The 21,904-nt window shown below is 66.4% G+C and carries 21 protein-coding genes and 2 tRNA genes; 16 read left to right on the top strand and 7 right to left on the bottom strand.

The window, feature by feature from the left end:
- Positions 1-44 precede the first annotated feature (44 nt).
- The 4 genes from AC5Y5W_RS07035 to AC5Y5W_RS07050 all read left to right on the top strand — a co-directional run bounded on the left by AC5Y5W_RS07035 (position 45) and on the right by AC5Y5W_RS07050 (position 2,610).
- A complete protein-coding gene (locus AC5Y5W_RS07035; RefSeq protein ID WP_500010460.1) occupies positions 45-836 on the top strand; it encodes a fumarylacetoacetate hydrolase family protein in 792 nt (263 codons plus the stop codon).
- On the top strand, positions 833-2,296 hold the full coding sequence (gene gltX / locus AC5Y5W_RS07040; protein ID WP_500010459.1) for a glutamate--tRNA ligase: 1,464 nt from the start codon (positions 833-835) through the stop codon (positions 2,294-2,296). The genes AC5Y5W_RS07035 and gltX overlap by 4 nt, the downstream gene beginning before the upstream one ends.
- Before the next feature lie 97 nt (positions 2,297-2,393).
- A tRNA-Gln gene (locus tag AC5Y5W_RS07045) sits at positions 2,394-2,465 on the top strand.
- 72 nt (positions 2,466-2,537) lie between these two features.
- Positions 2,538-2,610: transfer RNA gene (locus AC5Y5W_RS07050), tRNA-Glu, on the top strand.
- A gap of 20 nt (positions 2,611-2,630) precedes the next feature.
- On the opposite strand, the gene AC5Y5W_RS07055 is transcribed toward AC5Y5W_RS07050, so the two are convergent.
- Together AC5Y5W_RS07055 and AC5Y5W_RS07060 are read right to left on the bottom strand one after the other, a co-directional pair.
- Positions 2,631-3,137: a pyridoxamine 5'-phosphate oxidase family protein gene (locus tag AC5Y5W_RS07055; protein WP_500009115.1), complete on the bottom strand. Its 507-nt coding sequence runs from the start codon at positions 3,135-3,137 to the stop codon at positions 2,631-2,633.
- Positions 3,138-3,188: 51 nt separating this feature from the next.
- A complete protein-coding gene (locus AC5Y5W_RS07060) occupies positions 3,189-3,890 on the bottom strand; it encodes an IclR family transcriptional regulator (protein ID WP_500009116.1) in 702 nt (233 codons plus the stop codon).
- 44 nt (positions 3,891-3,934) lie between these two features.
- Here AC5Y5W_RS07060 and leuC point away from each other — a divergent pair, with 44 nt between their 5' ends.
- The 3 genes from leuC to AC5Y5W_RS07075 all read left to right on the top strand — a co-directional run bounded on the left by leuC (position 3,935) and on the right by AC5Y5W_RS07075 (position 6,802).
- Positions 3,935-5,341 carry a 3-isopropylmalate dehydratase large subunit gene (gene leuC, locus AC5Y5W_RS07065; protein ID WP_500009117.1) on the top strand — a complete coding sequence of 469 codons (1,407 nt, stop codon included), beginning with the start codon at positions 3,935-3,937 and terminating at the stop codon, positions 5,339-5,341.
- A 22-nt stretch (positions 5,342-5,363) separates the two neighbouring features.
- The gene (gene leuD / locus AC5Y5W_RS07070; protein ID WP_499885330.1) at positions 5,364-5,960 is read left to right on the top strand and encodes a 3-isopropylmalate dehydratase small subunit; all 597 of its coding nucleotides are present in this window, start codon (positions 5,364-5,366) and stop codon (positions 5,958-5,960) included.
- A gap of 200 nt (positions 5,961-6,160) precedes the next feature.
- Positions 6,161-6,802 (top strand): HU family DNA-binding protein, encoded by a 642-nt coding sequence (locus AC5Y5W_RS07075; protein WP_499885331.1) that lies wholly within the window; start codon positions 6,161-6,163, stop codon positions 6,800-6,802.
- Between the two features lie 63 nt (positions 6,803-6,865).
- On the opposite strand, the gene mutT1 is transcribed toward AC5Y5W_RS07075, so the two are convergent.
- From mutT1 to cofC, 3 genes are all read right to left on the bottom strand, one after another.
- Positions 6,866-7,858 (bottom strand): 8-oxo-(d)GTP phosphatase MutT1, encoded by a 993-nt coding sequence (mutT1, locus tag AC5Y5W_RS07080; protein ID WP_500009118.1) that lies wholly within the window; start codon positions 7,856-7,858, stop codon positions 6,866-6,868.
- Positions 7,859-7,931: 73 nt separating this feature from the next.
- Positions 7,932-10,130, bottom strand: coding sequence for an RNA degradosome polyphosphate kinase (locus AC5Y5W_RS07085; protein WP_500009119.1), 2,199 nt, complete (start codon positions 10,128-10,130; stop codon positions 7,932-7,934).
- Between the two features lie 55 nt (positions 10,131-10,185).
- Complete coding sequence (cofC, locus tag AC5Y5W_RS07090) at positions 10,186-10,839, bottom strand: 2-phospho-L-lactate guanylyltransferase (RefSeq protein WP_500009120.1); 654 nt, start codon at positions 10,837-10,839, stop codon at positions 10,186-10,188.
- 66 nt (positions 10,840-10,905) lie between these two features.
- On the opposite strand from cofC, the gene AC5Y5W_RS07095 reads away from it, so the two are divergent.
- The 3 genes from AC5Y5W_RS07095 to AC5Y5W_RS07105 all read left to right on the top strand — a co-directional run bounded on the left by AC5Y5W_RS07095 (position 10,906) and on the right by AC5Y5W_RS07105 (position 14,181).
- Entirely contained in the window at positions 10,906-11,910 is a 1,005-nt protein-coding gene (locus tag AC5Y5W_RS07095) for an NAD(P)H-dependent glycerol-3-phosphate dehydrogenase (protein ID WP_500009121.1), read from the top strand.
- Positions 11,907-13,010 carry a cystathionine gamma-lyase gene (locus AC5Y5W_RS07100; protein ID WP_500009122.1) on the top strand — a complete coding sequence of 368 codons (1,104 nt, stop codon included), beginning with the start codon at positions 11,907-11,909 and terminating at the stop codon, positions 13,008-13,010. Before AC5Y5W_RS07095 ends, AC5Y5W_RS07100 begins: the two co-directional genes overlap by 4 nt.
- A gap of 61 nt (positions 13,011-13,071) precedes the next feature.
- Complete coding sequence (locus AC5Y5W_RS07105) at positions 13,072-14,181, top strand: D-alanine--D-alanine ligase family protein (protein WP_500009123.1); 1,110 nt, start codon at positions 13,072-13,074, stop codon at positions 14,179-14,181.
- An 11-nt stretch (positions 14,182-14,192) separates the two neighbouring features.
- Here AC5Y5W_RS07105 and AC5Y5W_RS07110 read toward each other — a convergent pair whose 3' ends face one another.
- Positions 14,193-14,720, bottom strand: a complete 528-nt coding sequence (locus AC5Y5W_RS07110; protein WP_500009125.1) for a DUF3515 domain-containing protein — start codon at positions 14,718-14,720, stop codon at positions 14,193-14,195.
- A gap of 51 nt (positions 14,721-14,771) precedes the next feature.
- On the opposite strand from AC5Y5W_RS07110, the gene AC5Y5W_RS07115 reads away from it, so the two are divergent.
- Genes AC5Y5W_RS07115 through AC5Y5W_RS07130 form a run of 4 tightly spaced genes read left to right on the top strand, consistent with a single transcriptional unit; the run spans position 14,772 to position 17,516 of the window.
- Positions 14,772-15,716, top strand: coding sequence for a thiamine-phosphate kinase (locus AC5Y5W_RS07115; protein ID WP_500009126.1), 945 nt, complete (start codon positions 14,772-14,774; stop codon positions 15,714-15,716).
- 9 nt (positions 15,717-15,725) lie between these two features.
- Positions 15,726-16,016 carry a DUF1330 domain-containing protein gene (locus tag AC5Y5W_RS07120; RefSeq protein ID WP_500009127.1) on the top strand — a complete coding sequence of 97 codons (291 nt, stop codon included), beginning with the start codon at positions 15,726-15,728 and terminating at the stop codon, positions 16,014-16,016.
- The gene (locus AC5Y5W_RS07125; protein WP_500009128.1) at positions 16,013-16,696 is read left to right on the top strand and encodes a uracil-DNA glycosylase; all 684 of its coding nucleotides are present in this window, start codon (positions 16,013-16,015) and stop codon (positions 16,694-16,696) included. Before AC5Y5W_RS07120 ends, AC5Y5W_RS07125 begins: the two co-directional genes overlap by 4 nt.
- A 40-nt stretch (positions 16,697-16,736) precedes the next feature.
- Entirely contained in the window at positions 16,737-17,516 is a 780-nt protein-coding gene (locus AC5Y5W_RS07130) for a DUF2127 domain-containing protein (protein WP_500009129.1), read from the top strand.
- Here the strand turns inward: AC5Y5W_RS07130 and rpmB are convergent.
- Positions 17,513-17,707, bottom strand: a complete 195-nt coding sequence (rpmB, locus tag AC5Y5W_RS07135) for a 50S ribosomal protein L28 (protein ID WP_065014327.1) — start codon at positions 17,705-17,707, stop codon at positions 17,513-17,515. The two genes, AC5Y5W_RS07130 and rpmB, sit on opposite strands and share 4 nt — an antisense overlap.
- 241 nt (positions 17,708-17,948) lie before the next feature.
- On the opposite strand from rpmB, the gene AC5Y5W_RS07140 reads away from it, so the two are divergent.
- Together AC5Y5W_RS07140 and recG are read left to right on the top strand one after the other, a co-directional pair.
- A complete protein-coding gene (locus AC5Y5W_RS07140) occupies positions 17,949-19,634 on the top strand; it encodes a DAK2 domain-containing protein (protein ID WP_500009130.1) in 1,686 nt (561 codons plus the stop codon).
- A gap of 2 nt (positions 19,635-19,636) precedes the next feature.
- A complete protein-coding gene (recG, locus tag AC5Y5W_RS07145) occupies positions 19,637-21,856 on the top strand; it encodes an ATP-dependent DNA helicase RecG (RefSeq protein ID WP_500009131.1) in 2,220 nt (739 codons plus the stop codon).
- Positions 21,857-21,904: the final 48 nt, after the last annotated feature.

Consider the following 21,904-nt stretch of genomic DNA (forward strand, 5'->3'; position numbering starts at 1 on the left):
TGGCGCCGGCGCGTCATGGCCGCATCGTCATTAGGCTCTGACGAATGCGCCTTGGCCGAATTGCCAGTCCCGACGGCGTCGCCTTCGTCAGCATCGAAGGCGAGCCCGGAGATCCCGACGGGATGACCACCCGCGAGATCGCCGAGCATCCGTTCGGCACACCGACGTTCACCGGTCGCAGCTGGCCGCTGGCCGACGTGCGGCTGCTGGCCCCGATGCTGGCCAGCAAGGTGGTCTGCGTCGGCAAGAACTACGCCGCGCACATCGCCGAGATGGGCGGCGGTGCATCCGCTCCCGACCCCGTGATCTTCCTCAAGCCCAATACCGCGATCATCGGACCCAACGTGCCGATCCGATTGCCCGCCACAGCATCTCCCGTCCATTTCGAAGGCGAGTTGGCCGCAGTCATCAGTCGCCCGTGTAAAGACGTCACGGCTGACCGCGCCGCCGAGTCCATCCTGGGGTACACCGTCGCCAACGACGTGACGGCCCGCGATCAACAGCAGTCCGACGGGCAGTGGACGCGGGCGAAGGGCCACGACACGTTCTGCCCGGTGGGACCGTGGATCGTCACCGACGTCGACCCCTCCGACATCGAGCTGTGCACGGAGGTCAACGGGCAGGTCAAGCAACGGAGCCGCACTTCGCTGATGATCCACGACATCGGAGCGATCGTGGAATGGATCTCGGCGGTGATGACCCTGCTGCCAGGCGATCTCATCCTCACCGGCACGCCCGAAGGAGTCGGGCCCATCGAGGACGGCGACACGGTGACCGTCGCCGTCGAGGGAATCGGTACGTTGACCAATCCTGTTGCTCGCAAAGGGAAGTCATGACCGACGAGGTGCGGGTCCGGTTCTGCCCGTCGCCGACCGGCGTGCCGCATGTCGGGCTGATCCGCACTGCGCTGTTCAATTGGGCCTATGCCCGTCACACCGGCGGCACCTTCGTCTTCCGCCTGGAAGACACCGACGCTCAACGCGACAGCGAGGAAAGCTATCTGGCGCTGTTGGACGCATTGCGCTGGCTCGGCCTGAATTGGGACGAGGGCCCCGAAGTCGGCGGTGATTACGCTCCCTACCGGCAGTCGCAGCGGGGTGACATCTACCGCGACGTGGTGACCCAATTACTGGCGGCAGGCGAGGCCTACCAGGCCTTTTCGACGCCCGAAGAGGTCGAGGCACGCCATCTCGCGGCCGGGCGCAGCCCCAAGCTGGGTTATGACAACTTCGACCGAGATTTGACCGCGCAACATCGCGCGGCTTATCTGGCCGAAGGTCGCCAACCGGTAGTGCGCTTGCGGATGCCCGACGAGGATCTCGGCTGGGACGATTTGGTCCGCGGACCGACCAATTTCGCGGCCGGCGCCGTACCTGATTTCGCCTTGACTCGCGCCAGCGGAGATCCCTTGTACACCTTGGTCAATCCCGTCGACGACGCGCTGATGAAGATCACCCACGTGCTGCGCGGTGAAGATCTGCTGCCGTCCACCCCGCGGCAGATCGCGCTGTACCAGGCGCTGATTCGCATCGGGGTGGCCCAGCGTGTTCCCGAGTTCGCCCACCTACCAACGGTTTTAGGCGAAGGAACCCGAAAGCTCTCCAAGCGGGACCCGCAGTCGAATCTTTTCGCGCACCGGGACCGCGGCTTCATTCCGGAGGGACTGCTGAACTATCTGGCGTTGCTCGGCTGGTCGATCGCCGGTGACCGCGACGTGTTCAGCCTTGCGGAGATGGTGGCCGCGTTCGACGTCGCCGACGTCAATGCCAATCCGGCCAGGTTCGACCAGAAGAAGGCCGACGCAATCAACGCCGAGCACATCCGGCTCCTCAACCCGGACGAGTTCACCGACAGGCTGCGCAACTACTTCGCCGCCCACGGGTATCGGACCGGGTTGGACGACGCGGCTTTCGCCACGGCGGCCGGACTCGTGCAGACCCGCATTGTCGTGCTCGGTGACGCCTGGGCGCTGCTGAAGTTTCTGAATGACGACGAGTATGCAATCGACCCGAAGGCCAACGCCAGAGAATTGGGTCCGGATGCCGGTCCGGTGCTCGACGCCGCCGCTGCTGCCCTGGACGCCGTGACGGAATGGACCGCGGCCGGCATCGAAACTGCCCTCAAGGATGCGCTGCTGGATGGTCTGGGGCTCAAACCGCGCAAGGCCTTCGGCCCGATCCGAGTCGCGGCCACCGGGGCGTTGATCAGCCCACCGCTGTTCGAATCGCTGGAGCTGTTGGGACGTGACCGCAGTCTGCACCGAATCCGCGCCGCTGGCACCCGGGCACAGCCGTGAGCATGGCGGCTGGATTCTTTGGTAGTCTGCACGTCGGCCCACAACCGTTGGCAGCAGCCGCCCCATGATGCGCTGACCAGCAGTTATAGGCAGCCAATGGGGTATGGTGTAATTGGCAACACAGCTGATTCTGGTTCAGCCATTCTAGGTTCGAGTCCTGGTACCCCAGCAAAGTTTGTCCACCACAAGCAATTAGGTGGGTATACCGCTGTGAGCTATGCTGACAGCTCGGATCGGTTCTGGCCCCGTCGTCTAGCGGCCTAGGACGCCGCCCTCTCACGGCGGTAGCGTGGGTTCGAATCCCATCGGGGCTACTTATCCGGTCGTTGCGCTGTTACGGCGCGACCACACTCGGCGCAGTCGAACCGCCCACCGGCATATGCGGCAGCCCGAGCTTGCGATGATCCCAGGAGCGGGTGCGCCGCGCGGCGATGCGCACCGCGACCCGCTTGTTCATCATCTGGTCCACCGCGGGTTTCATGTCGTCGGTGTACGGCCCGGTGTAGCGCTCCCATACGCTGACGCCGACCCGGAAGATCGCCTCGGGGTCATCGACAATCTCGGCGTGTCCTTCGAAAGAAACCCCGCGCAGCGTGTCGTAGGTGTTGCCGTCCTCGAGTAGGAAACTCACCCGCGGGTCACGCCGGAGGTTCACCGCCTTCTGCGACTTCGCCTTGGTCTCCAGCCAGATCTCGCCATCGACCACGCCGTACCACATGGCGGTCAGATGCGGTTGTCCGTCGGGCCCCACGGTGGCCAACGTGCCGGTGCGGCTGGTGGCGACGAAGTCGGCGATCTCGGCTTCGGACATGACAATTTGCGCGCGCTGGTTGCTACCCATGGCTTGACAGTGTGGCAGGTCGGCGGTTCGAGACTGCGGCGACGCCGAAGATCACAGCCGGTGAGTCAACGCGTCGGCCGCGGCCAGCAGGTCGGCCGCCCACCGCACACCGGGTCGTCGTCCCATCCGGTCGATCGGTCCGGACACCGAAATAGCGGCGATCACCCCACCGCGGCCATCGCGCACCGGCGCCGACACGCTGGCTACCCCGGGCTCGCGTTCGGCGGCGCTTTGGGCCCAACCGCGCCGGCGCACCTCGGCCAGTGTCCGGTCGGTGAATTTCGCATCCGCTAACACCGCCCGCTGGGTGGCGGCATCGGCGTAAGCCAACAGCACTTTGGCGCCCGACCCTGCGGTCATCGGTAGCCGCGTCCCGACCGGAACGGTATCGCGAAGGCCCGCAGGCGGTTCCAGCGCCGCAACACAGATCCGCCAGCTGCCCTCGCGGCGGTACAACTGCACGCTTTCACCGGTGATCTCGCGCAGTTGCGGCAGCACCGCTGCGCCGGCCGCCAGCAGCGGGTCGCTGACCGCAGCCGCGAGTTCGCTGACCGCCGGTCCCAGCAGCCACCGACCCGCGCCGTCGCGCACCAGCAGCCGATGGACCTCCAGGCCGACGGCCAACCGGTGCGCAGTCGCCCTGGGCAGACCGGTGCGGTCGCACAATTCGGCTAATCCGCATGGTGATTCCGCAATCGTGTGCAGCACGCCCACGGCTTTGTCGAGGACGCCGATGCCGCTATCATGTCTCACATAGAGATACTAACGTCTCATATAGTGAGAACAAGGAATTTGAGATGACAGCACGCACTCTGGCGGAGAAGGTTTGGGACGACCACGTTGTGGTTTCCGGCGGCGGCACCGAACCGGACCTGATCTACATCGACTTACATCTGGTGCACGAGGTCACCAGCCCGCAGGCTTTCGAGGGTCTGCGGCTGGCCGGACGTCCGGTGCGCCGACCCGATCTGACGCTTGCCACCGAAGACCACAACGTGCCGACCATCGACATCGACAAGCCGATCGCCGACCCGGTATCGCGGACTCAGGTCGAGACACTGCGGCGCAATTGCGCCGAATTCGGTATCCGGCTGCACCCGATGGGCGATATCGACCAGGGCATCGTGCACATCATCGGGCCGCAGCTGGGTCTCACCCAGCCCGGCATGACGATCGTGTGCGGCGACAGTCATACCTCTACCCATGGCGCATTCGGTGCTTTGGCAATGGGTATCGGCACGTCGGAAGTCGAACACGTGTTGGCCACCCAGACGCTGCCGCTGCGGCCGTTCAAGACGATGGCAGTCAACATCGATGGGCAATTGCCGCCGGGCGTGACCGCCAAAGACATCATCCTGGCGGTGATCGCCAAAATCGGCACCGGCGGCGGCCAGGGTCATGTCATCGAATACCGCGGCAGCACCATCGAATCGCTGTCGATGGAAGCACGGATGACGATGTGCAATATGAGCATCGAAGCCGGCGCCCGCGCTGGAATGGTGGCCCCCGATGCGACGACGTACGAGTTCCTGCGTGACCGACCGCACGCGCCGACCGGGGCCCAATGGGACGCCGCGATGGCCTACTGGGAAGGGCTGCGTACCGACGACGGAGCCGAATTCGACACCGAGGTCTATCTCGACGCCGCCGAGTTGAGTCCATTTGTCACCTGGGGCACCAACCCCGGGCAGGGCGTCCCGTTGGCCGCGGTGGTGCCGGACCCCGAGTTGATGACTGACGACGCGCAGCGTCAGGCCGCAGAGAAGGCATTGGCCTACATGGACCTTCGACCCGGGATCCCGATGCGGGAGATCGCCGTCGACACGGTGTTCATCGGATCCTGTACCAACGGCCGCATCGAGGACCTGCGTGCGGTGGCCGACGTGTTGCGTGACCGGCACATCGCCGACGGTGTGCGAATGCTGGTGGTTCCGGGGTCGATGCGGGTGCGTGCGCAGGCCGAAGCAGAAGGGCTGGCCGAGGTTTTCACGGCGGCAGGCGCCGAATGGCGTCAGGCGGGTTGCTCGATGTGTCTCGGGATGAACCCCGACCAACTTGCGCCAGGGGAGCGATGCGCCGCGACTTCCAACCGCAACTTCGAAGGGCGGCAGGGCAAGGGCGGCCGCACGCATCTGGTGTCTCCTGTGGTGGCCGCCGCCACGGCCGTGCGCGGGAAACTGTCGGCCCCCGCCGACTTGGACTGAGCTAGCAGGGAAAGGAACGGGCATGGAAGCATTTCGTACCCACACTGGTATCGGAGTTCCGCTGCGGCGGTCCAATGTCGACACCGATCAGATCATTCCTGCCGTCTATTTGAAGCGGGTGACCCGAACGGGTTTCGAAGACGGATTGTTCGCGGCCTGGCGCAGCGATCCGTCATTCGTGCTCAATCTCAGCCCATTCGACAGGGGCTCAGTACTCGTCGCCGGTCCTGATTTCGGAACCGGATCCTCACGCGAGCACGCGGTGTGGGCGCTGATGGACTATGGATTCCGGGTGGTGATCTCATCGCGCTTCGCCGATATTTTCCGGGGGAACGCGGGCAAGGCAGGCCTCTTAGCGGCCGAAGTCGCCCAAGATGATGTCGAACTGCTCTGGAAGCTCATCGAGCAGCATCCGGGGTTGGAAATCACTGTCAATCTTCAAGATCGGAATGTGTCCGCCGGAACGGTGGTGGTGCCGTTCACGATTGACGATTACACCGCTTGGCGACTGGCCGAAGGCCTCGACGATATAGGTCTTACGCTGCAGAAACTCGATCACATCGAGTCTTTCGAGGAGGCGCGGAAAGCCTGGAAACCGCGCACTCTTCCGGCTTCCTAACCCGCCCGGAAAGGCCCGAATTCCGGCGTTACACCGGGACCATTTGGCCGCCTCGCCACCGGCCAAGGGCGGCAACCGGATTGCAAAAAAGTCCGTTATTGCCGCTTGAAATTGCGCGTGGCTCTTGGAAATCAGTGGTGTCAGGGTTTACCGTGTCCACTAGTCGGTCCAACAAGGGCCACTGGCTTCGGAGGGTTTGCATGAACAAAGCAGAGCTCATTGACGTACTCACAGACAAATTGGGCTCAGATCGTCGGTCGGCTACCGCCGCCGTGGAGAACGTCGTCGACACCATTGTGCGCGCGGTGCACAAGGGCGACAGCGTCACCATTACCGGCTTCGGTGTGTTCGAACAGCGGCGTCGCGCAGCACGCGTCGCCCGTAATCCCCGCACCGGCGAGACGGTGAAGGTCAAGCCGACATCGGTGCCGGCATTCCGCCCCGGCGCACAATTCAAAGCCGTTGTCTCTGGCGCACAGCGTCTCCCATCGGAAGGACCTGCCGTGAAACGTGGTGTGGTAGCAAGCGGCGCCAAGAAGGCGGCGAAGAAATCACCGGCCAAGAAGGCGGCCAAGAAGACGGCTGCCAAGAAGGCTGCGAAGAAGGCTCCGGCCAAGAAGACCGCCGCCAAGAAGGCTCCGGCCAAGAAGGCCGCAACCAAGCGGACACCGGCTAAGAAGGCCGCAACCAAGCGGGCGCCAGCCAAGAAGGCCACTAAGTCGACGGCACGGAAAGCGACGAAGTCGACGGCGCGCAAGACTGCAACTAAGGCTCCGGCCCGCAAGTCTGCCGCCAAGAAGTCGCCGGCCAAGAAGGCCACCGCCCGGCGCGGGCGCAGGTAATCACAGCACGCAGATTCGCCGCGGTTCGGCCCTAGCCTGGGCCGGCCGCGGCGAATCCGCGTGCTAGGTCACCACGTTGGTGGCCAGCGCGCTGCCGATGTGATCGGCCGCCACCAGACGCCCCGCCGATAGCGACAGCACCCAGGTGCTGCCCTTGCGGTTGCGCGATTTGTCGGGGCGCACGCCGTCGCGGTCACACCACCAACCGATCAGATCCGGAATCACCTTGCCCTGCGTGCAGATCACCGGAGTGCGCGTCGGACCCGGCGCCGACCGCCTGCCCTGCCCTCGGGCCGTTTGACGGCGCGCACCGTCGCGCAGGCCGGCGATTTCCAAAACCCGGCGCCGGGCTTGCTTGGGATTATCGGCATAGGCTTCCTCGGTGAGCATGGGCTCGTTGCAGATGACCACACCCAATTCTTCGGCCAGCGGTTCCACCGTCTGGTGGCACCGCACCCGGTCGGCCGCGTAGACATCGTCGGCGCCGAAGGCCAAGAGCTGACCGACCAGTGCCTCGGCCTGCGCACGCCCCTTCTTGTCCAAGGGGCGCTTGGTGTCATCCCCGGAGAACCGCTTCTTGCTGCCCGCGGTACCGTGCCGGACCACCAATACGGTCTGGGTATCGGCCGGATGTTTGGCGAACCGGCGCAGAACTTTTCGATCCTGCGGGTAGGACACCTTCTTCATCGCCGCTGCGACGGGCAACCACAGCAACTCGTCGACTTCGCGGTTCGGGCTGAAATTCCCGCCGAGGCTGCACGCCGCCCAGTACAGCACTTTCTTGGTGCCTTGCTCGATCGGGTAACTCACCGTTGCGATGCGTCTACCCAAATGTACGCGGTGGCCGGTTTCTTCGAAGACCTCCCGCACGGCGGCAACCGGCTCGGTCTCACCGGCATCGACTTTGCCTTTGGGCAGTGACCAGTCGTCGTAGCGCGGGCGGTGGATGAGCGCGATTTCGACATCGGCCTCGTGGTGCCCGGGCCGCCACAGCACCGCGCCACCGGCACAAACGATCTTGCTCGCTGGACGCTCCGGCGAGTTCTGTGTCGACACCCTCACTCCTGCAGGTCAATCGGGGCGCCGCTGGTACACAGCGCCTGGCCGGTCGGTCGGGTAGAGATTTCCGTCAAGGACTGCGGTGCCGCTCCATCAGCGATACCTGATGGTCGCGCACGGTGTGACCGGCCTGCGGCGACGCGGTCCACTGACCGTCCGATCCCAATTCCCAGCAGCGGGTGGCCGGGTCCAGTGCCGACTCGAACATGTCGTTCATTTGTGCTGTCAGCCGGGGATCTTTGACTTGGGCCATCACCTCGACACGCCGGTCGAGGTTGCGGTGCATCATGTCGGCGCTGCCGATCCAGAACTCGTCGATGGCGCGGAAGTGAAAGACCCGCGAGTGCTCGAGGAAGCGACCGAGAATCGAGCGGACGGTGATGTTTTCGGAGAATCCCTCCATGCCGGGACGCAGTGCGCAAATTCCGCGCACTACCACCTCGACGCAGACCCCGGCCTGCGACGCGTGATAGAGCGCATCAATGACCTGCTCGTCGACGAGTGCGTTGGCTTTCAGCCGGATCCATCCGTCGCCGCGTTCGCGGTGCGCCTCGACCTCTCGTTGCACGCGTTCGATGATGCCGGTGCGAATGCCGTGCGGAGCCACCAGCAGATTGCGGTAGGTCAGTTTTCGTGAGTAGCCGGTGAGCGAGTTGAACAGGTCGGTCAGGTCCGCACCGATGTCAGGGTCTGCGGTGAGCAAGCCGATGTCCTCGTAGAGTCGCGCGGTCTTGCTGTTGTAGTTACCGGTGCCGACGTGGCAGTAACGCCGGATCGTCGAACCCTCACGACGCACCACCAAACATGTCTTGCAATGTGTCTTGAGCCCGACAAGCCCGTACACCACATGCACGCCGGCCTGCTCGAGCTGACGCGCCCACTTGATGTTGGCCTGCTCGTCGAAGCGCGCCTTGATCTCCACGAGCGCCACCACCTGCTTGCCGGCCTCGGCAGCGTCGATGAGCGCAGTGACGATCGGCGAATCACCCGACGTGCGATACAGCGTTTGTTTGATCGCGAGCACGCCCGGGTCGGCGGCCGCCTGCTCGATGAACCGCTGCACGCTCGTGGAAAACGAGTCATACGGGTGATGCACCAAGATGTCGCCTTCGCGCAGGGTGGCGAAAATACTTTTGGGCGTCTCCCGCTCGGCGAACGCCGGATGAGTGGCCGGCACGAATGTCGGATCCTTCAGTGCCGGACGGTCGAGGTCGTAGATCTGCCACAGCGACGACAGGTCCAGCAGCCCGGGCACGTTGATCACGTCGCCGGGATGCACGTCGAGTTCGCGCAGCAGCAACTCCAACATGTTCTCGGTCATGTCGTCGGCGACCTCGAGCCGCACCGGCGACCCGAATCGCCGGCGCGCCAGTTCCCGCTCGAGGGCTTGCAGTAGGTCCTCGTCGCGGTCTTCTTCGACCTCGAAGTCCGCATTGCGGGTAATGCGGAACACGTGGTGCTCCACGATTTCCAAGCCGGGGAACAGCACCGGCAGGAAAGCCGCAATCAGCTCCTCCATCGGCAGGAACCGGACTTGCGCTTTGCCGTCAGCATTTTCGCGGGCAGCGAGCTCGACGAAGCGATCGACATTGTCGGGCACTTTGACCCGGGCGAAGTGAGTGCCGCCGTCGTCGGGTTGCTTGACGGTGACCGCCAGATTCAGGCTCAGGCCACTGACGAACGGAAACGGGTGAGCCGGGTCAACGGCCAACGGTGTCAGAACCGGGAAGACCTGCTCGTGGAAATACTCCGACAGTTGTTTGCGCTCATCCTCGTTCAGCTCGGTCCACGTGACGACGTGGATACCGTGCTCGGCGAGTGCGGGACGCACCGAATCGAGGAACACCCGTGCGTGCCGGCTGGCGATGTGCTGGGTTTGCTCCCCGATGCGACGCAATTGTTCGCGTGGGGTCAAGCCATCGGCCGACCGCACCGACAGTCCCATTTCGTCGCGGCGCTTGAGGCCGGCCACCCGGACCATGTAGAACTCGTCGAGGTTGGAGGCGAAGATCGCCAGAAACTTGGCTCGCTCCAGCAACGGCAGCGACGTGTCGGCGGCCAGGGCCAGGACGCGCGCGTTGAAATCCAGCCAACTCAGCTCGCGGTTGAGATATCGGTGCTCGGGAAGCGCGTCCTCGATTGCGGCAGCAGCAGTTGCTGCGGGCGGTGCGCCCGGTGCCGAGTCGCCCGGGTGCCACACCGTGGCGTCCGGGCGCGCCTCGGCTGCCTCCCTGGCTTCGGTTTCGGTCACTGTTCGATCATGACTCATCGACGGGTGTCACTGCCACCAGCCGACTGACATCCATCCGCCGTTGGTGCGCTGTTCACCTGACGCCGCCGATCGCGCGAGCTGTCGCCGGACCCACACCGAGGCTGCGAGCGGCAGCCAGATCGTCGGGGGTGTCGATATCGCAGCGCAGGCCCGGCCACGCGCCGGTCAGCTCGATAGCGCCCGAACGCCGATGCTGCGCGGCTGAATCCGGTCCGAACCGCGGGTCGAGCGCCGCGCCGAACGCGCACAGCGCCGCCGTCCCGCTGCCGAGCCGGTCAGCGACGAAGCTGCGTCGGTAGCTGCGTGCGGCGGCGATCGCCTCCGCAAGTTCCTGAGTTTGCAATGACGGCAAATCTCCTTGCAGCACAACGACATTCGGGGTGGAGTCGACTACCACCCGTTCGGCGGCCGCGATCGCGTTGTTCAACGGATCGCGATGACCTTCGGGCGTGGGGTCGAACAGCACCTCGGCTCCGAGGGCGGCCGCCGTGTCGGCAGCAGCATCGTCAGGGGTGATGACGGTGATCGAGCGCACCGACCCAACACCGGCTGCCGCGGTCAAGGCGTCGGCCAGCATGGCCAGCACCACGTTTTCACGGGTCTGCGCTGAGAACACCGGCGCCAGCCGGGTCTTGGCGGCCGCCAACCGTTTGACGGCGATGATCAAGCCGACATCGGCCTCCGCGTCGGCGTGCCTGCCGTTCATGCCGCAATCCTGCCAGCCCGGCTTCGTCGCCCGGCGCAGTCCACCGGGCAGACTAGGGTGAACGCAATGACTGAGGGCTCCATCGCAGTGATGGGCGCCGGCGCGTGGGGCACGGCGCTGGCCAAGGTGCTGGCCGACGCCGGCAGTGAGGTGACGTTGTGGGCGCGCCGCGCCGACGTCGCCGCGGAAATCAATGCCACCCGGTGTAACTCCGATTACCTGCCGGGCGTGCGGTTGTCACCGGCTATCCGGGCCACCTCCGACGCCGCCGAGGCGCTCAGCGGTGCGTCGACGGTGTTGGTCGGTGTCCCGGCGCAGACGATGCGGAGCAACCTCGAGCAGTGGGTCGGCTTGGTCAGCGAGGGCGCGACGCTGGTCAGTCTGGCAAAGGGCATCGAGCTGGAAACCCTGATGCGGATGAGCCAGGTGATCGTCGCGGTCACCGGTGTCGATCCGGCACAGGTCGCGGTGCTGTCCGGACCGAATCTGGCCACCGAGATCGCGGCCGGCCAACCCGCCGCCACCGTCGTCGCCTGCAGCGACTCCGGACGCGCCGTGACAATACAGCGCGCGCTGAACACCGGCTACTTCCGCCCGTACACCAACGCCGATGTCATCGGGACCGAGATAGGCGGCGCATGCAAGAACGTCATCGCCCTGGCCTGTGGGATGGCGGTCGGCGTGGGCCTCGGCGAAAACACCGCGGCAGCGATCATCACTCGCGGGCTCGCGGAGATCATGCGCCTCGGGATCGCAGTGGGAGCAAAGGGCGCAACGCTGGCCGGCCTGGCCGGAGTGGGGGACCTGGTGGCCACCTGCACGTCGCCGCATTCGCGGAACCGATCGTTCGGTGAATGCCTAGGTCGCGGCGGAACGATGGAATCGGCGCTGCAGGCCAGGGACGGCCAGGCCGTCGAAGGTGTGACGTCGTGCAAATCGGTGCTGGCCCTGGCCTCCAGCTACGACGTCGAGATGCCGCTCACCGACGCGGTTCACCGCGTCTGTCACAAGGGGCTGTCGGTCGGCGAGGCTGTACTGCTGCTGCTGGGTCGCAGCACCAAACCAGAATGACGCGTTACGGCGATTCCACTCGCACCTTGAAAGCCGTCAGTTCGCCGGCGGTGCCGGGGCTGCCGATGGCACCGTCGCCGGTGCTGGCGTCGGCCTACCACTTGTCCAACGACGAGTCCGCGCAGCTGGACGCCTATGGGCGCAAGTCGAACCCGACCTGGCGGCAGCTCGAATCGGCGTTGGCTGAGCTGGAAGGCGCCGCTGCGGCATTGGTGTTCGGCTCCGGCATGGCGGCGATCAGCGCCGTGCTGCGGGTGTTGGCCAAACCCGGGGCGGTGCTGGTCATTCCGGCCGACGGGTATTACCAGGTGCGCCACTATGCCGCCGAATACCTGGCGCCGCTGGGTGTGACGGTCATCGAAGCGGACTGTGCGCAGATCTATGAGGCAGCCGAACGCGCCGATGTGGTGCTGGCCGAGACACCGGCCAATCCACGGCTGGACGTCGTGGACCTACGACGGCTGGCCGCGGTCTGCCACCGACGCGGTGCCCGCCTGGTCGTCGACAACACCACCGCGACACCGCTGGCGCAGCAGCCGCTGGCGCTGGGCGCCGAGCTCGCGGTCGCAAGCGCGACCAAGGCTCTGTCGGGTCACAGTGATGTGGTGGCAGGATATGTCGCCGGCAACCAGCCGGAGTTGATCGCCGCCGTCGAGCGCGAACGGCTGCTTGCCGGGGCCATCCTGGGTGCTTTCGAGGCCTGGCTGGTGCTGCGCAGCGTGGGCAGCGCCGGGCTGCGTTTCGAGCGTCAATGCCGCAACGCGCAGGCCCTCGCGACGATGCTGCGTGACCATCCGGCCGTGCGTGCAGTCCGGTACCCCGGGCTAGCCGACGACCCGGCCCACCCGGCCGCTGCGGCGCAGATGAGCAGATTCGGCGGCATGGTGTCCGTCGAGTTGGCCGACGCCGCTGCGGTGCATCGGCTCGTTGAGCGCAGCGGGCTGCTGACCGCGGCCACCAGCTTCGGAGGGCTGCACACCTCGGTCGATCGCCGGGCTCGCTGGGGAGATCGTGTCCCGGATGGTTTCGCGCGCATCGCGCTGGGCATCGAGGACACCGACGACCTGCTGGCCGACATCGAACACGCGTTGGCACACTGAATCCGCAGGCAGCAGCGCCGTACCCGGCATCGGCGCGCCGACCCGGTAGCCTCTCTAGGTTGTGAGTGCCCGTGACCGTATCCGCGTCGCCGTCGTGTTCGGCGGACGCAGCAATGAGCACGCCATCTCGTGCGTGTCGGCGGGCAGCATTTTGCGCAACCTCGATCCGCGGCGGTTCGAGGTCCTGGCGGTCGGTATCACCCCGGAAGGGTCGTGGGTGCTCACCGACGGAAATCCAGACGCGCTGGCGATCACCAACCGGCAGCTGCCCGGGGTTACGTCGGCATCGGGAGCCGAGTTAGCACTGCCGGCCAGCCCGGAGCGGGCCGGTCAACTGGTGTCGCTGTCGCCGGGAGCCGGCGAGGTGCTGGGCTCCGTCGACGTCGTGTTTCCGGTGCTGCATGGCCCCTACGGCGAAGACGGCACGATTCAGGGACTGCTCGAACTCGCCGGGGTGGCCTATGTCGGCGCCGGAGTGCTGGCCAGCGCGGCGGGCATGGACAAGGAGTTCACCAAGAAACTGCTGGCGGCCGAGGGGCTTCCGGTGGGCGCTCACACCGTACTGCGGCCAGCGCAGAAGACACTGGATCTCGCCGACCGTGAGCGACTCGGCCTGCCGGTCTTCGTCAAGCCCGCACGTGGCGGCTCCTCGATCGGCGTGAGCCGGGTGACCAGCTGGGACCAGCTGCCCGCCGCCGTCGCCGACGCCCGGCGACACGACCCCAAGGTGATCGTCGAAGCCGCGATTGTGGGCCGGGAATTGGAGTGCGGAGTGCTCGAATTCCCCGACGGCACAATACAAGCCAGCACACTCGGCGAGATCCGGGTGGCCGGGGTGCGCGGCCGCGAAGACCCCTTCTACGACTTCGCCACCAAATACCTCGACGACGCCGCCGAACTTGACGTGCCCGCCAAAGTCGACGACGAGGTGGCTGACGCAGTGCGCGAACTGGCGATCCGGGCGTTCAAGGCGATCGACTGCCAAGGACTGGCCCGGGTGGACTTCTTCCTCACCGAGGACGGGCCGCTGATCAACGAGGTCAACACCATGCCCGGATTCACCACGATCTCGATGTATCCCAGGATGTGGGCGGCCAGCGGCGTGGACTACCCGACGTTGTTGGCGACCATGGTCGAGACCGCATTGGCCCGCGGAGTCGGCCTGCGCTGACTCGCGGCGAATCAGCCGGCCGGCGCCGGGCTGATCGGCACCGCGGCCATGGTGTGGTCGAGCACATCCGATATCTGTTGGATCGGCGCGGGACCCGAGCCGGGCGGCAACGTGAGCGCCACATACACCGGTCGGTCGACGGCGTACCAGGTCGACCGGTCATCTTGGCGCACCTCGAACCACTGCACCCGGTTGACGACCTGGATGGGAGCGCCCACCAGGAAATCGGCCGGCCGGTCGAGACCACACCGCAGCACGACGGGTTCGCCGTCGCTCCCGGTCTGCCACGCGGCGGTACCGGCGGGCGACGGCTGCACGGTCGCGGCGCGCTGGTAGTCGCCGAGTCGCTCCGGCAGCGCAGCCACTAACGCCTGGCAGGCCGGATTCTGCGCCTGCGGCGCGGGCGCAGCGGCGATGGCGACTGGTTGTCGGGGCGGGTGGCGGGTCACGGCGATCGCCAGCACCGCACCGATCGCACCGACCGCCAAGACCAGCGCCACGATCAACAGGGCGCGCGGCGGTCCGTCGTGGTTGTCCATCGGTGCTTACACTCCCCGCAGTCCTACAAAACGTACCCGCCAGGAGGTGGCGTGAGCACTCTGGGCGACCTCGGCGAGTTCGGCATGATCGGCCAGCTGGTGGCTGGCCGACGGCAGCCGGATGCCGTTGCTCTCGGACCGGGTGATGACGCCGCGCTGGTGCTCGCCGGCGACGGACGTGTCGCGGTGTCGACGGACATGCTCGTGCAGGGGCGCCACTTCCGGCTGGACTGGTCGACACCGCACGACGTCGGCCGCAAAGCCGTCGCCCAAAACGCCGCCGACATCGAGGCAATGGGTGGGCGGCCGACCGCGTTCGTCGTCGGCTTCGGCGCCCCACCGCAAACACCGGTCGCAGACGTCAGCGCGTTGGCGGATGGGATGTGGCAGGAGGCCGAACGGGTGGGCGCCGGCATCGCCGGCGGAGATCTGGTCAGCTGCCCACAGTGGGTGGTCGCGGTGACGGTGCTCGGTGACCTCGGCGGCCGCGCGCCGGTGCGGCGCGCCGGGGCGCGGCCCGGGTCGCGTATCGCCGTCGCCGGTCAGCTCGGGCGATCGGCAGCCGGATATGCGCTGTGGCACAGCGGTATCGAAGGTTTCGACGACTTGCGGCGGCGACATCTGGTGCCGCAACCGCCCTACGGGCAGGGCCGCGCCGCCGCCGAGGCCGGTGCCGAGGCGATGATCGATGTATCCGACGGTCTGGTAGCCGATCTGGGCCATCTGGCCAAATCGTCGGGCGTTGGCATCGACCTGGACACCAGCGCATTGTCGGCCGACCGCGACGCGGTGGCGGCCGCCGCCGAGACCATCAGCGCCGACCCGTGGTCGTGGGTGCTCGGCGGGGGAGAAGACCACGCCCTGGTCGCCGCGTTCGCCGGCCCGGTCCCAGCTGAGTGGCGTGTCATCGGGCGGGTGCTCGACGGCCCGGCCCGCGTGCTCGTCGACGGGAGCGACTGGACGGGATATGCGGGCTGGGAATCCTTTGCCCGCTAAGGTGACGCGGTGACCGTCTATGCCATTGCCCAGCTGCGGTTCACCGATCGAACCGCCTACGACCGGTATCAGTCGAAATTCATGGAGGTGTTCAATCGCCATCCGGGAACGTTGTTGGCGGCCGACGAGTCACCGCAGGTGGTGGAGGGCCGCTGGGATCGGGAGAAGGTGGTGCTGATGTCCTTCCCCGACGAGCAGGCTTTCCGCCGCTGGGCCGAATCGCCGGAGTACCAAGACATTTCGGCGGATCGTCGTGCGGGTGCCGATACGGTGGTGCTGCTGGTGAAAGGCCTGACGTGACCGCGCTGCCGCTCGCCGAGCTCGTCGAAGACGGCTGGGCAGGTGCGCTGGAACCGGTAGGCGCAAAGGTCGCCGAGATGGGGCAGTTCCTTCGCGCGGAGATCGCAGCCGGGCGGCGCTACCTGCCGGCAGGACAGAATGTCTTGCGCGCCTTCACTTTCCCGTTTGACCAGGTGCGGGTTTTGATCGTCGGCCAGGACCCGTATCCGACGCCTGGGCATGCAGTCGGCTTGAGCTTTTCGGTGGCCGAACAAGTCCGGCCACTGCCGCGCAGCCTGGACAACATCTTCGCCGAATACACCAAAGACCTTGGCCATCCCGCGCCATCGTGCGGTGATCTCACGCCGTGGGCGCAACGCGGGGTGATGCTGCTCAACCGGGTGCTGACAGTGCAGCCGGGCAAGGCGGCGTCGCACCGGGGTAAGGGCTGGGAGGCCGTCACCGAGTGCGCCATCCGCGCGCTGGTGGATCGGCGCAAACCGATGGTGGCTATTTTGTGGGGCCGCGATGCCTCGACGCTCAAACCGATGCTGGCCGGCCAAGACTGTGTCGCAATCGAATCGCCGCACCCCTCGCCGCTGTCGGCCTCGCGCGGATTTTTCGGCTCGCGTCCGTTCAGCCGCGCCAACGACTTGCTGACCCAGATGGGCGCCGAACCAATCGACTGGCGATTGCCCTGACTCGCTGCGGTTCCCGTCGCCAGAACACTAGCGTTCGAGCATGGTGGATTTCGCTTTGCGCTCATGCGGATTGCGCGGGCATGCGACATTTGCGCCCGATGAGCCGGCGCTTCGGGAGCGGCTGAAGGTCGATACCCCGGTCGGGGAGGCATGGCGTTGTTTGCGATGCGAAACCTTTGTGGTCGGTGCACCACGCCAGCGCGGTCCGGCAGACACCGCACCGGAAGTGCCGCGCGGGCGATTGTTACGGGACCGGACATTGATGCGGGCGCTCGCCGTGGAACGCGCGATTCGCGGCATCATCGTGCTGCTCGTAGCAGGCGGTGTGCTCAAGGTCCGCGGTTCACGCGAACGGTTGCAACAGGCCTTCGAGCAGGATCTCCCACTGCTTCGTCCGCTGGCCAACCAGCTCGGCTGGGATCCGGACAACTCGAGAATCGTCCGCCACATCGGTCACGTGCTCACGCTGTCGTCGTCGACGTTGCTGCTGATCGTGCTCGGACTCGCCGCCTATGCCCTGATCGAGTTTGTCGAAGCCGTCGGATTGTGGCTGGTGCAAAGGTGGGGCGAGTACTTCGCGGTGATCGCGACCAGCGTTTTCCTTCCGCTGGAAATTTACGAACTCACCGAAAAGGTGACAGCCCTGCGAGTAGCCGCGCTGCTGGTCAACATCATCGCGGTGATCTGGCTGCTGTGGAGCAAACGACTGTTCGGGCTCAACGGCGGCGGGCAGGCCTACCACAAGGAACATAGAGAAGAAAGCTTGTTGACCGTCGAACGTGCCGGTCTACGGGAAGCAGGCCGGGCTGAGGACAGCTAACCGCGGCTGACTTTGCCCGCCTTGATGCACGAGGTGCACACGTTGAGCCGCTGCTTGTTACCGCCGGGGCGAGTCACGGCGCGCACGGTCTGGATGTTGGGATCCCAGCGACGGCTGGTCCGGCGATGCGAGTGCGACACCGACTTGCCGAAGCCGGGGCCCTTTCCGCAGATGTCGCAGACGGCGGCCATGTGTATAACTCCTCAAGTCTCTTGGGCCAGGGCAGGTAGCCCTGCTCCTCCTCAGGCCGTTCCGGCCTGCATCGTCGCAGCGCGCAACCGTACGCCGGGTGGCCCGAACAACCTGGCCAGAATAGCCGCCGTGCGGCGCAAGCGCCAAAACGACCAACAACCCCAGGACACCTTATGACCAGTCCTGTCGTCGTCACTGGTTAGGCTTGCGCCCACCGGAGGAGGCGGGAGGAGGTGACAGATGGGCGCCGAGGTGGACACGTCGGATCGCCTGCTGGACGCGTCTGCCCTGCGAGACTGGGCGCATACCGCGGTCAGCGACCTGATCACCCACATCGACGAGATCAACCGCCTCAACGTGTTCCCCGTCGCCGATTCCGACACCGGCACCAACATGCTGTTCACCATGCGCTCCGCGCTGGCCGAGGCCAACACCGAAGCCGGCTCCGGCGACGTTTCGCGAGTAGCAGCGGCGCTGTCGGCCGGGGCCCTGAACGGCGCCCGCGGCAACTCCGGAGTGATCCTGTCCCAGATCCTGCGCGGCATCGCCGACGTCACCGCGGGCGCCGCCGCCGAGGCCGAAGGTGAGCTGCACCACATCGACGCAGCGGTTCTCGGCTCGGCGTTGCGGCACGGGGTGGCTCTGGTCGTCGCCTCGATGGGCGGCCAAGAAGTTGCCGGGACAATCGTCTCCGTGCTGCAGGCCGCCGCCGGCGCCGTGGAGGCGTGCGCGAACGCCGGTGACGGGTTGGCCCGGGCAACTAGCGCCGCCGGGGATGCTGCGGTGATCGCGCTGGAGAAGACCCCGGAACAGCTCGATGTGCTCGGCAACGCCGGCGTGGTCGACGCCGGTGGGCGCGGTTTGCTGGTTCTGCTGGACGCTTTGCACTCGACCATCACCGGCCAGGCATCCGCCCGCACCGTGTACGAGCCGTCGCCGCGCCGGGCACCGGCCGAGCCGGTCGCCGAGCAGCGCGCTCCGAAGTTCGAGGTGATGTACCTGTTGGACGGTTGCGACGCCGATGGCGCGGATGCGCTGCGGGATCGACTCGCCGAGCTCGGTGATTCGGTGGCGATCGCCACCTCGGCGTCGGAGGCCTCGGATGCCGTCGGCGGCTACTCGGTCCACGTGCACACCGACGATGCCGGGGCCGCAGTCGAGGCGGGTCTGGCATTCGGCAGCCCGCGCCGGATCCAGATCTCGGCGCTGACCGGCGGCGCGACGGGGATACCGCCGGGCAGCTGGACGCGGGAACGGGCCGTGCTGGCCGTCGTCGACGGGGAAGGCGCGGCACAGTTGTTCGCCGGCGAGGGCGCCTGTGTGCTGCAACCGGACCCGGACGCCGCCGACCCATCCACCGTCGTCAGTGCCCAGCAGCTGCTGCGCGCGGTGGTGGACACCGGTGCGGCACAGGTGATGGTGCTGCCGAACGGGTATGTGGCCGCCGAAGAACTGGTGGCCGGCTGCACCGCGGCCATCGGTTGGGGCATCGACGTGGTGCCGTTGCCTACCGGGTCGATGGTGCAGGGGCTGGCCGCCCTCGCGGTCCATGAACCCGGCAGGCCGGCCGTCGACGACGGCTACACCATGGCCCACGCCGTCGGGGGCGCGCGGCACGGGTCGGTGCGCATCGCGACCGAGAAGGCGTTGACGTTCGCCGGACCCTGCGAGCCCGGCGACGGCCTGGGCATCGCGGGCGACGAGGTGCTGATCGTGGCCCCGGACATCACCGCGGCGGCAATCGGTTTGATCGATCTGCTGCTGGCGGCCGGCGGTGAGCTGATGACGGTATTGACCGGTGCCGCTGTCGACGTCGCGGTCGGGGACGCCCTCCAGCAGCACGTCCACGACGACCATCCGGGCACCGAGCTGGTGACCTACCGCACCGGGCATCGGGGTGACGCGCTGCTGATCGGGGTGGAGTAGCGATGGCGGTGCTGACCGACCGACTGGATTACGTTCTCGGCGCCAAAGCCGCCGGCCCCCTCGACGACGTGTTCGGCATCCGCACCGTCGACGATCTGCTGCGGCACTACCCGCGCAGCTACATCGAAGGCACCACGGTTCGCGGTGTCGGCCCCGAACGGCCGCCGGCGGGCGAGCACGTCACGCTCGTCGACACCATCGCCGGCGCGGAGACACGGTGGACGACCAAGAAGCCCAAGAAAAAATATCTGGTCATCACCATCGGCTCCGGGCGAAACAAGGTGACCGCCACGTTCTTTCACGTCAAGAAGTGGACCGAGCAGCGGCTCGCCAAAGGAGCGCGAGTCATGCTGTCCGGGGAGGTGGGGTATTTCCGGAACGCCATGCAACTCACCCACCCCGACTTCCTCGTGCTGAACTCACCAGACGGCAAGGACCACGGCAGCAGGTCACTGCGCAGGATCGCTGAGGCTTCGCAGGCAGTCAGCGGCGAGGTGCTGCAGTCGGCGTTCGAGCGGGCGTTCTACCCGATCTATTCGGCTAGCACGAAAGTGCAAAGCTGGGACATCTACTCATGCGTGCGTCAGGTGCTCGCGGTGCTCGACCCCGTCCCCGATCCGCTGCCTGACGTGGTGCTCGCCGAGCACGGACTGATCTCCGAGGACCGCGCGCTGCGGGCGATTCATCTGGCCGAGGACGAAGCCGAGCGGCGACGCGCCCGGCAGCGGCTGACCTTCGACGAAGCGATGGGTCTGCAATGGGCGCTGGTGACGCGCAGGCACGGAGAGCTGTCGGAATCCGGTCCGGCCGCACCGCCACAGCCGGACGGCTTGGCGCAAGAACTGTTGCGGCAGTTGCCGTTCGAGTTGACCACCGGCCAGCGTGACGTGCTCGAGACGTTGACTCGCGAAATCGATGCGACCCGCCCGATGAATCGGCTGCTACAGGGTGAAGTCGGCTCGGGCAAGACCATCGTCGCGGTGCTCGCCATGTTGCAGATGGTCGATGCCGGCTACCAGTGCGCGCTGTTGGCACCGACGGAAGTCCTTGCAACACAGCATGCCCGGTCTATCCGCGATGTGCTTGGCCCGCTGGCGATGGGCGGCCAGCTTGGCGGAGTGGACCACGCGACCCGGATCGGGCTGCTCACTGGGTCGATGTCGGCAGGGCAGAAGAAACAGGTTCGCGACGAGATCACCTCCGGGCAGGTGGGTGTCGTCGTCGGGACTCACGCGCTGTTGCAGGACGCGGTCGAATTTCACCGGCTGGGCATGGTGGTGGTCGACGAGCAGCATCGGTTCGGCGTCGAGCAACGAGACCAATTGCGCGCCAAGGCTCCCGCCGGTATCACGCCGCACCTGCTGGTGATGACCGCAACGCCGATCCCGCGGACCGTTGCGCTGACAGTCTACGGCGATCTGGAGACTTCGACCTTGCGTGAACTGCCCCGCGGGCGGCAACCGATCACCACCAAAACGATCTTCGTCAAAGACAAGCCCGCCTGGCTGGACCGCGCCTGGCAGCGCATCATCGAGGAGGTTTCCGCCGGCCGCCAAGCCTATGTGGTCGCACCCCGCATCGATGAGACCGATGAGGGCCAGACTGAGGAAGGCCAACGGCCTTCAGCGACAGCGGTAGAGCTGTTCGCTCGGTTGCAGCGCCGTGAGCTGGCCGGCGTGCGACTGGGGCTGATGCACGGTCGGTTACCCGCCGACGAGAAAGACGCTGTGATGACAGCGTTCCGTACCGGTGCAATCGATGTGCTGGTGTGCACCACGGTGATTGAGGTGGGCGTCGACGTCCCGAACGCAACGGTGATGCTCGTGATGGACGCCGACCGCTTTGGCATCAGCCAGTTGCATCAACTGCGGGGCCGCATCGGCCGCGGTGCGCATCCCAGCCTGTGCCTGCTGGCGAGCTGGTCGTCGCCGAATTCGCACGCCGGAGCGCGACTGGCTGCCGTCGCCGAGACGCTGGACGGGTTCGCATTGGCCGACCTCGACCTCAAGGAGCGGCGCGAAGGCGATGTACTGGGCCGCAACCAATCCGGCCGTGCGATTACCCTACGGCTGCTCTCACTGGCTGATCACCGGGAAATTATCGAGGCGGCGCGGGACATCTGCGAGCGCGCCTATGACGAAGACCCGGCGGACGCCGGGCTGGCGCTGCTGGCCGCACCGTTCACCGGCACCGAGCGCATCGAATACCTGGACAAGTCATGACCGCCGGCGCCGATGCACTGGGGGCACCCCCAGCCGCGCAGCGGCGAG

This window comes from Mycobacterium sp. NGS51 (genome assembly GCF_059812525.1).

What these genes read in the sequence shown, in the direction of transcription:
- AC5Y5W_RS07035 (WP_500010460.1), top strand. Translation starts at nt 45, where the DNA reads ATGCGCCTTGGCCGAATTGCCAGTCCCGACGGCGTCGCCTTCGTCAGC.
- gltX (WP_500010459.1), top strand. Translation starts at nt 833, where the DNA reads ATGACCGACGAGGTGCGGGTCCGGTTCTGCCCGTCGCCGACCGGCGTG.
- AC5Y5W_RS07055 (WP_500009115.1), bottom strand. Translation starts at nt 3,137, where the DNA reads ATGGGTAGCAACCAGCGCGCGCAAATTGTCATGTCCGAAGCCGAGATC.
- leuC (WP_500009117.1), top strand. Translation starts at nt 3,935, where the DNA reads ATGACAGCACGCACTCTGGCGGAGAAGGTTTGGGACGACCACGTTGTG.
- leuD (WP_499885330.1), top strand. Translation starts at nt 5,364, where the DNA reads ATGGAAGCATTTCGTACCCACACTGGTATCGGAGTTCCGCTGCGGCGG.
- AC5Y5W_RS07075 (WP_499885331.1), top strand. Translation starts at nt 6,161, where the DNA reads ATGAACAAAGCAGAGCTCATTGACGTACTCACAGACAAATTGGGCTCA.
- AC5Y5W_RS07085 (WP_500009119.1), bottom strand. Translation starts at nt 10,130, where the DNA reads ATGAGTCATGATCGAACAGTGACCGAAACCGAAGCCAGGGAGGCAGCC.
- cofC (WP_500009120.1), bottom strand. Translation starts at nt 10,839, where the DNA reads ATGAACGGCAGGCACGCCGACGCGGAGGCCGATGTCGGCTTGATCATC.
- AC5Y5W_RS07095 (WP_500009121.1), top strand. Translation starts at nt 10,906, where the DNA reads ATGACTGAGGGCTCCATCGCAGTGATGGGCGCCGGCGCGTGGGGCACG.
- AC5Y5W_RS07100 (WP_500009122.1), top strand. Translation starts at nt 11,907, where the DNA reads ATGACGCGTTACGGCGATTCCACTCGCACCTTGAAAGCCGTCAGTTCG.
- AC5Y5W_RS07110 (WP_500009125.1), bottom strand. Translation starts at nt 14,720, where the DNA reads ATGGACAACCACGACGGACCGCCGCGCGCCCTGTTGATCGTGGCGCTG.
- AC5Y5W_RS07130 (WP_500009129.1), top strand. Translation starts at nt 16,737, where the DNA reads ATGGTGGATTTCGCTTTGCGCTCATGCGGATTGCGCGGGCATGCGACA.
- rpmB (WP_065014327.1), bottom strand. Translation starts at nt 17,707, where the DNA reads ATGGCCGCCGTCTGCGACATCTGCGGAAAGGGCCCCGGCTTCGGCAAG.
- AC5Y5W_RS07140 (WP_500009130.1), top strand. Translation starts at nt 17,949, where the DNA reads ATGGGCGCCGAGGTGGACACGTCGGATCGCCTGCTGGACGCGTCTGCC.
- recG (WP_500009131.1), top strand. Translation starts at nt 19,637, where the DNA reads ATGGCGGTGCTGACCGACCGACTGGATTACGTTCTCGGCGCCAAAGCC.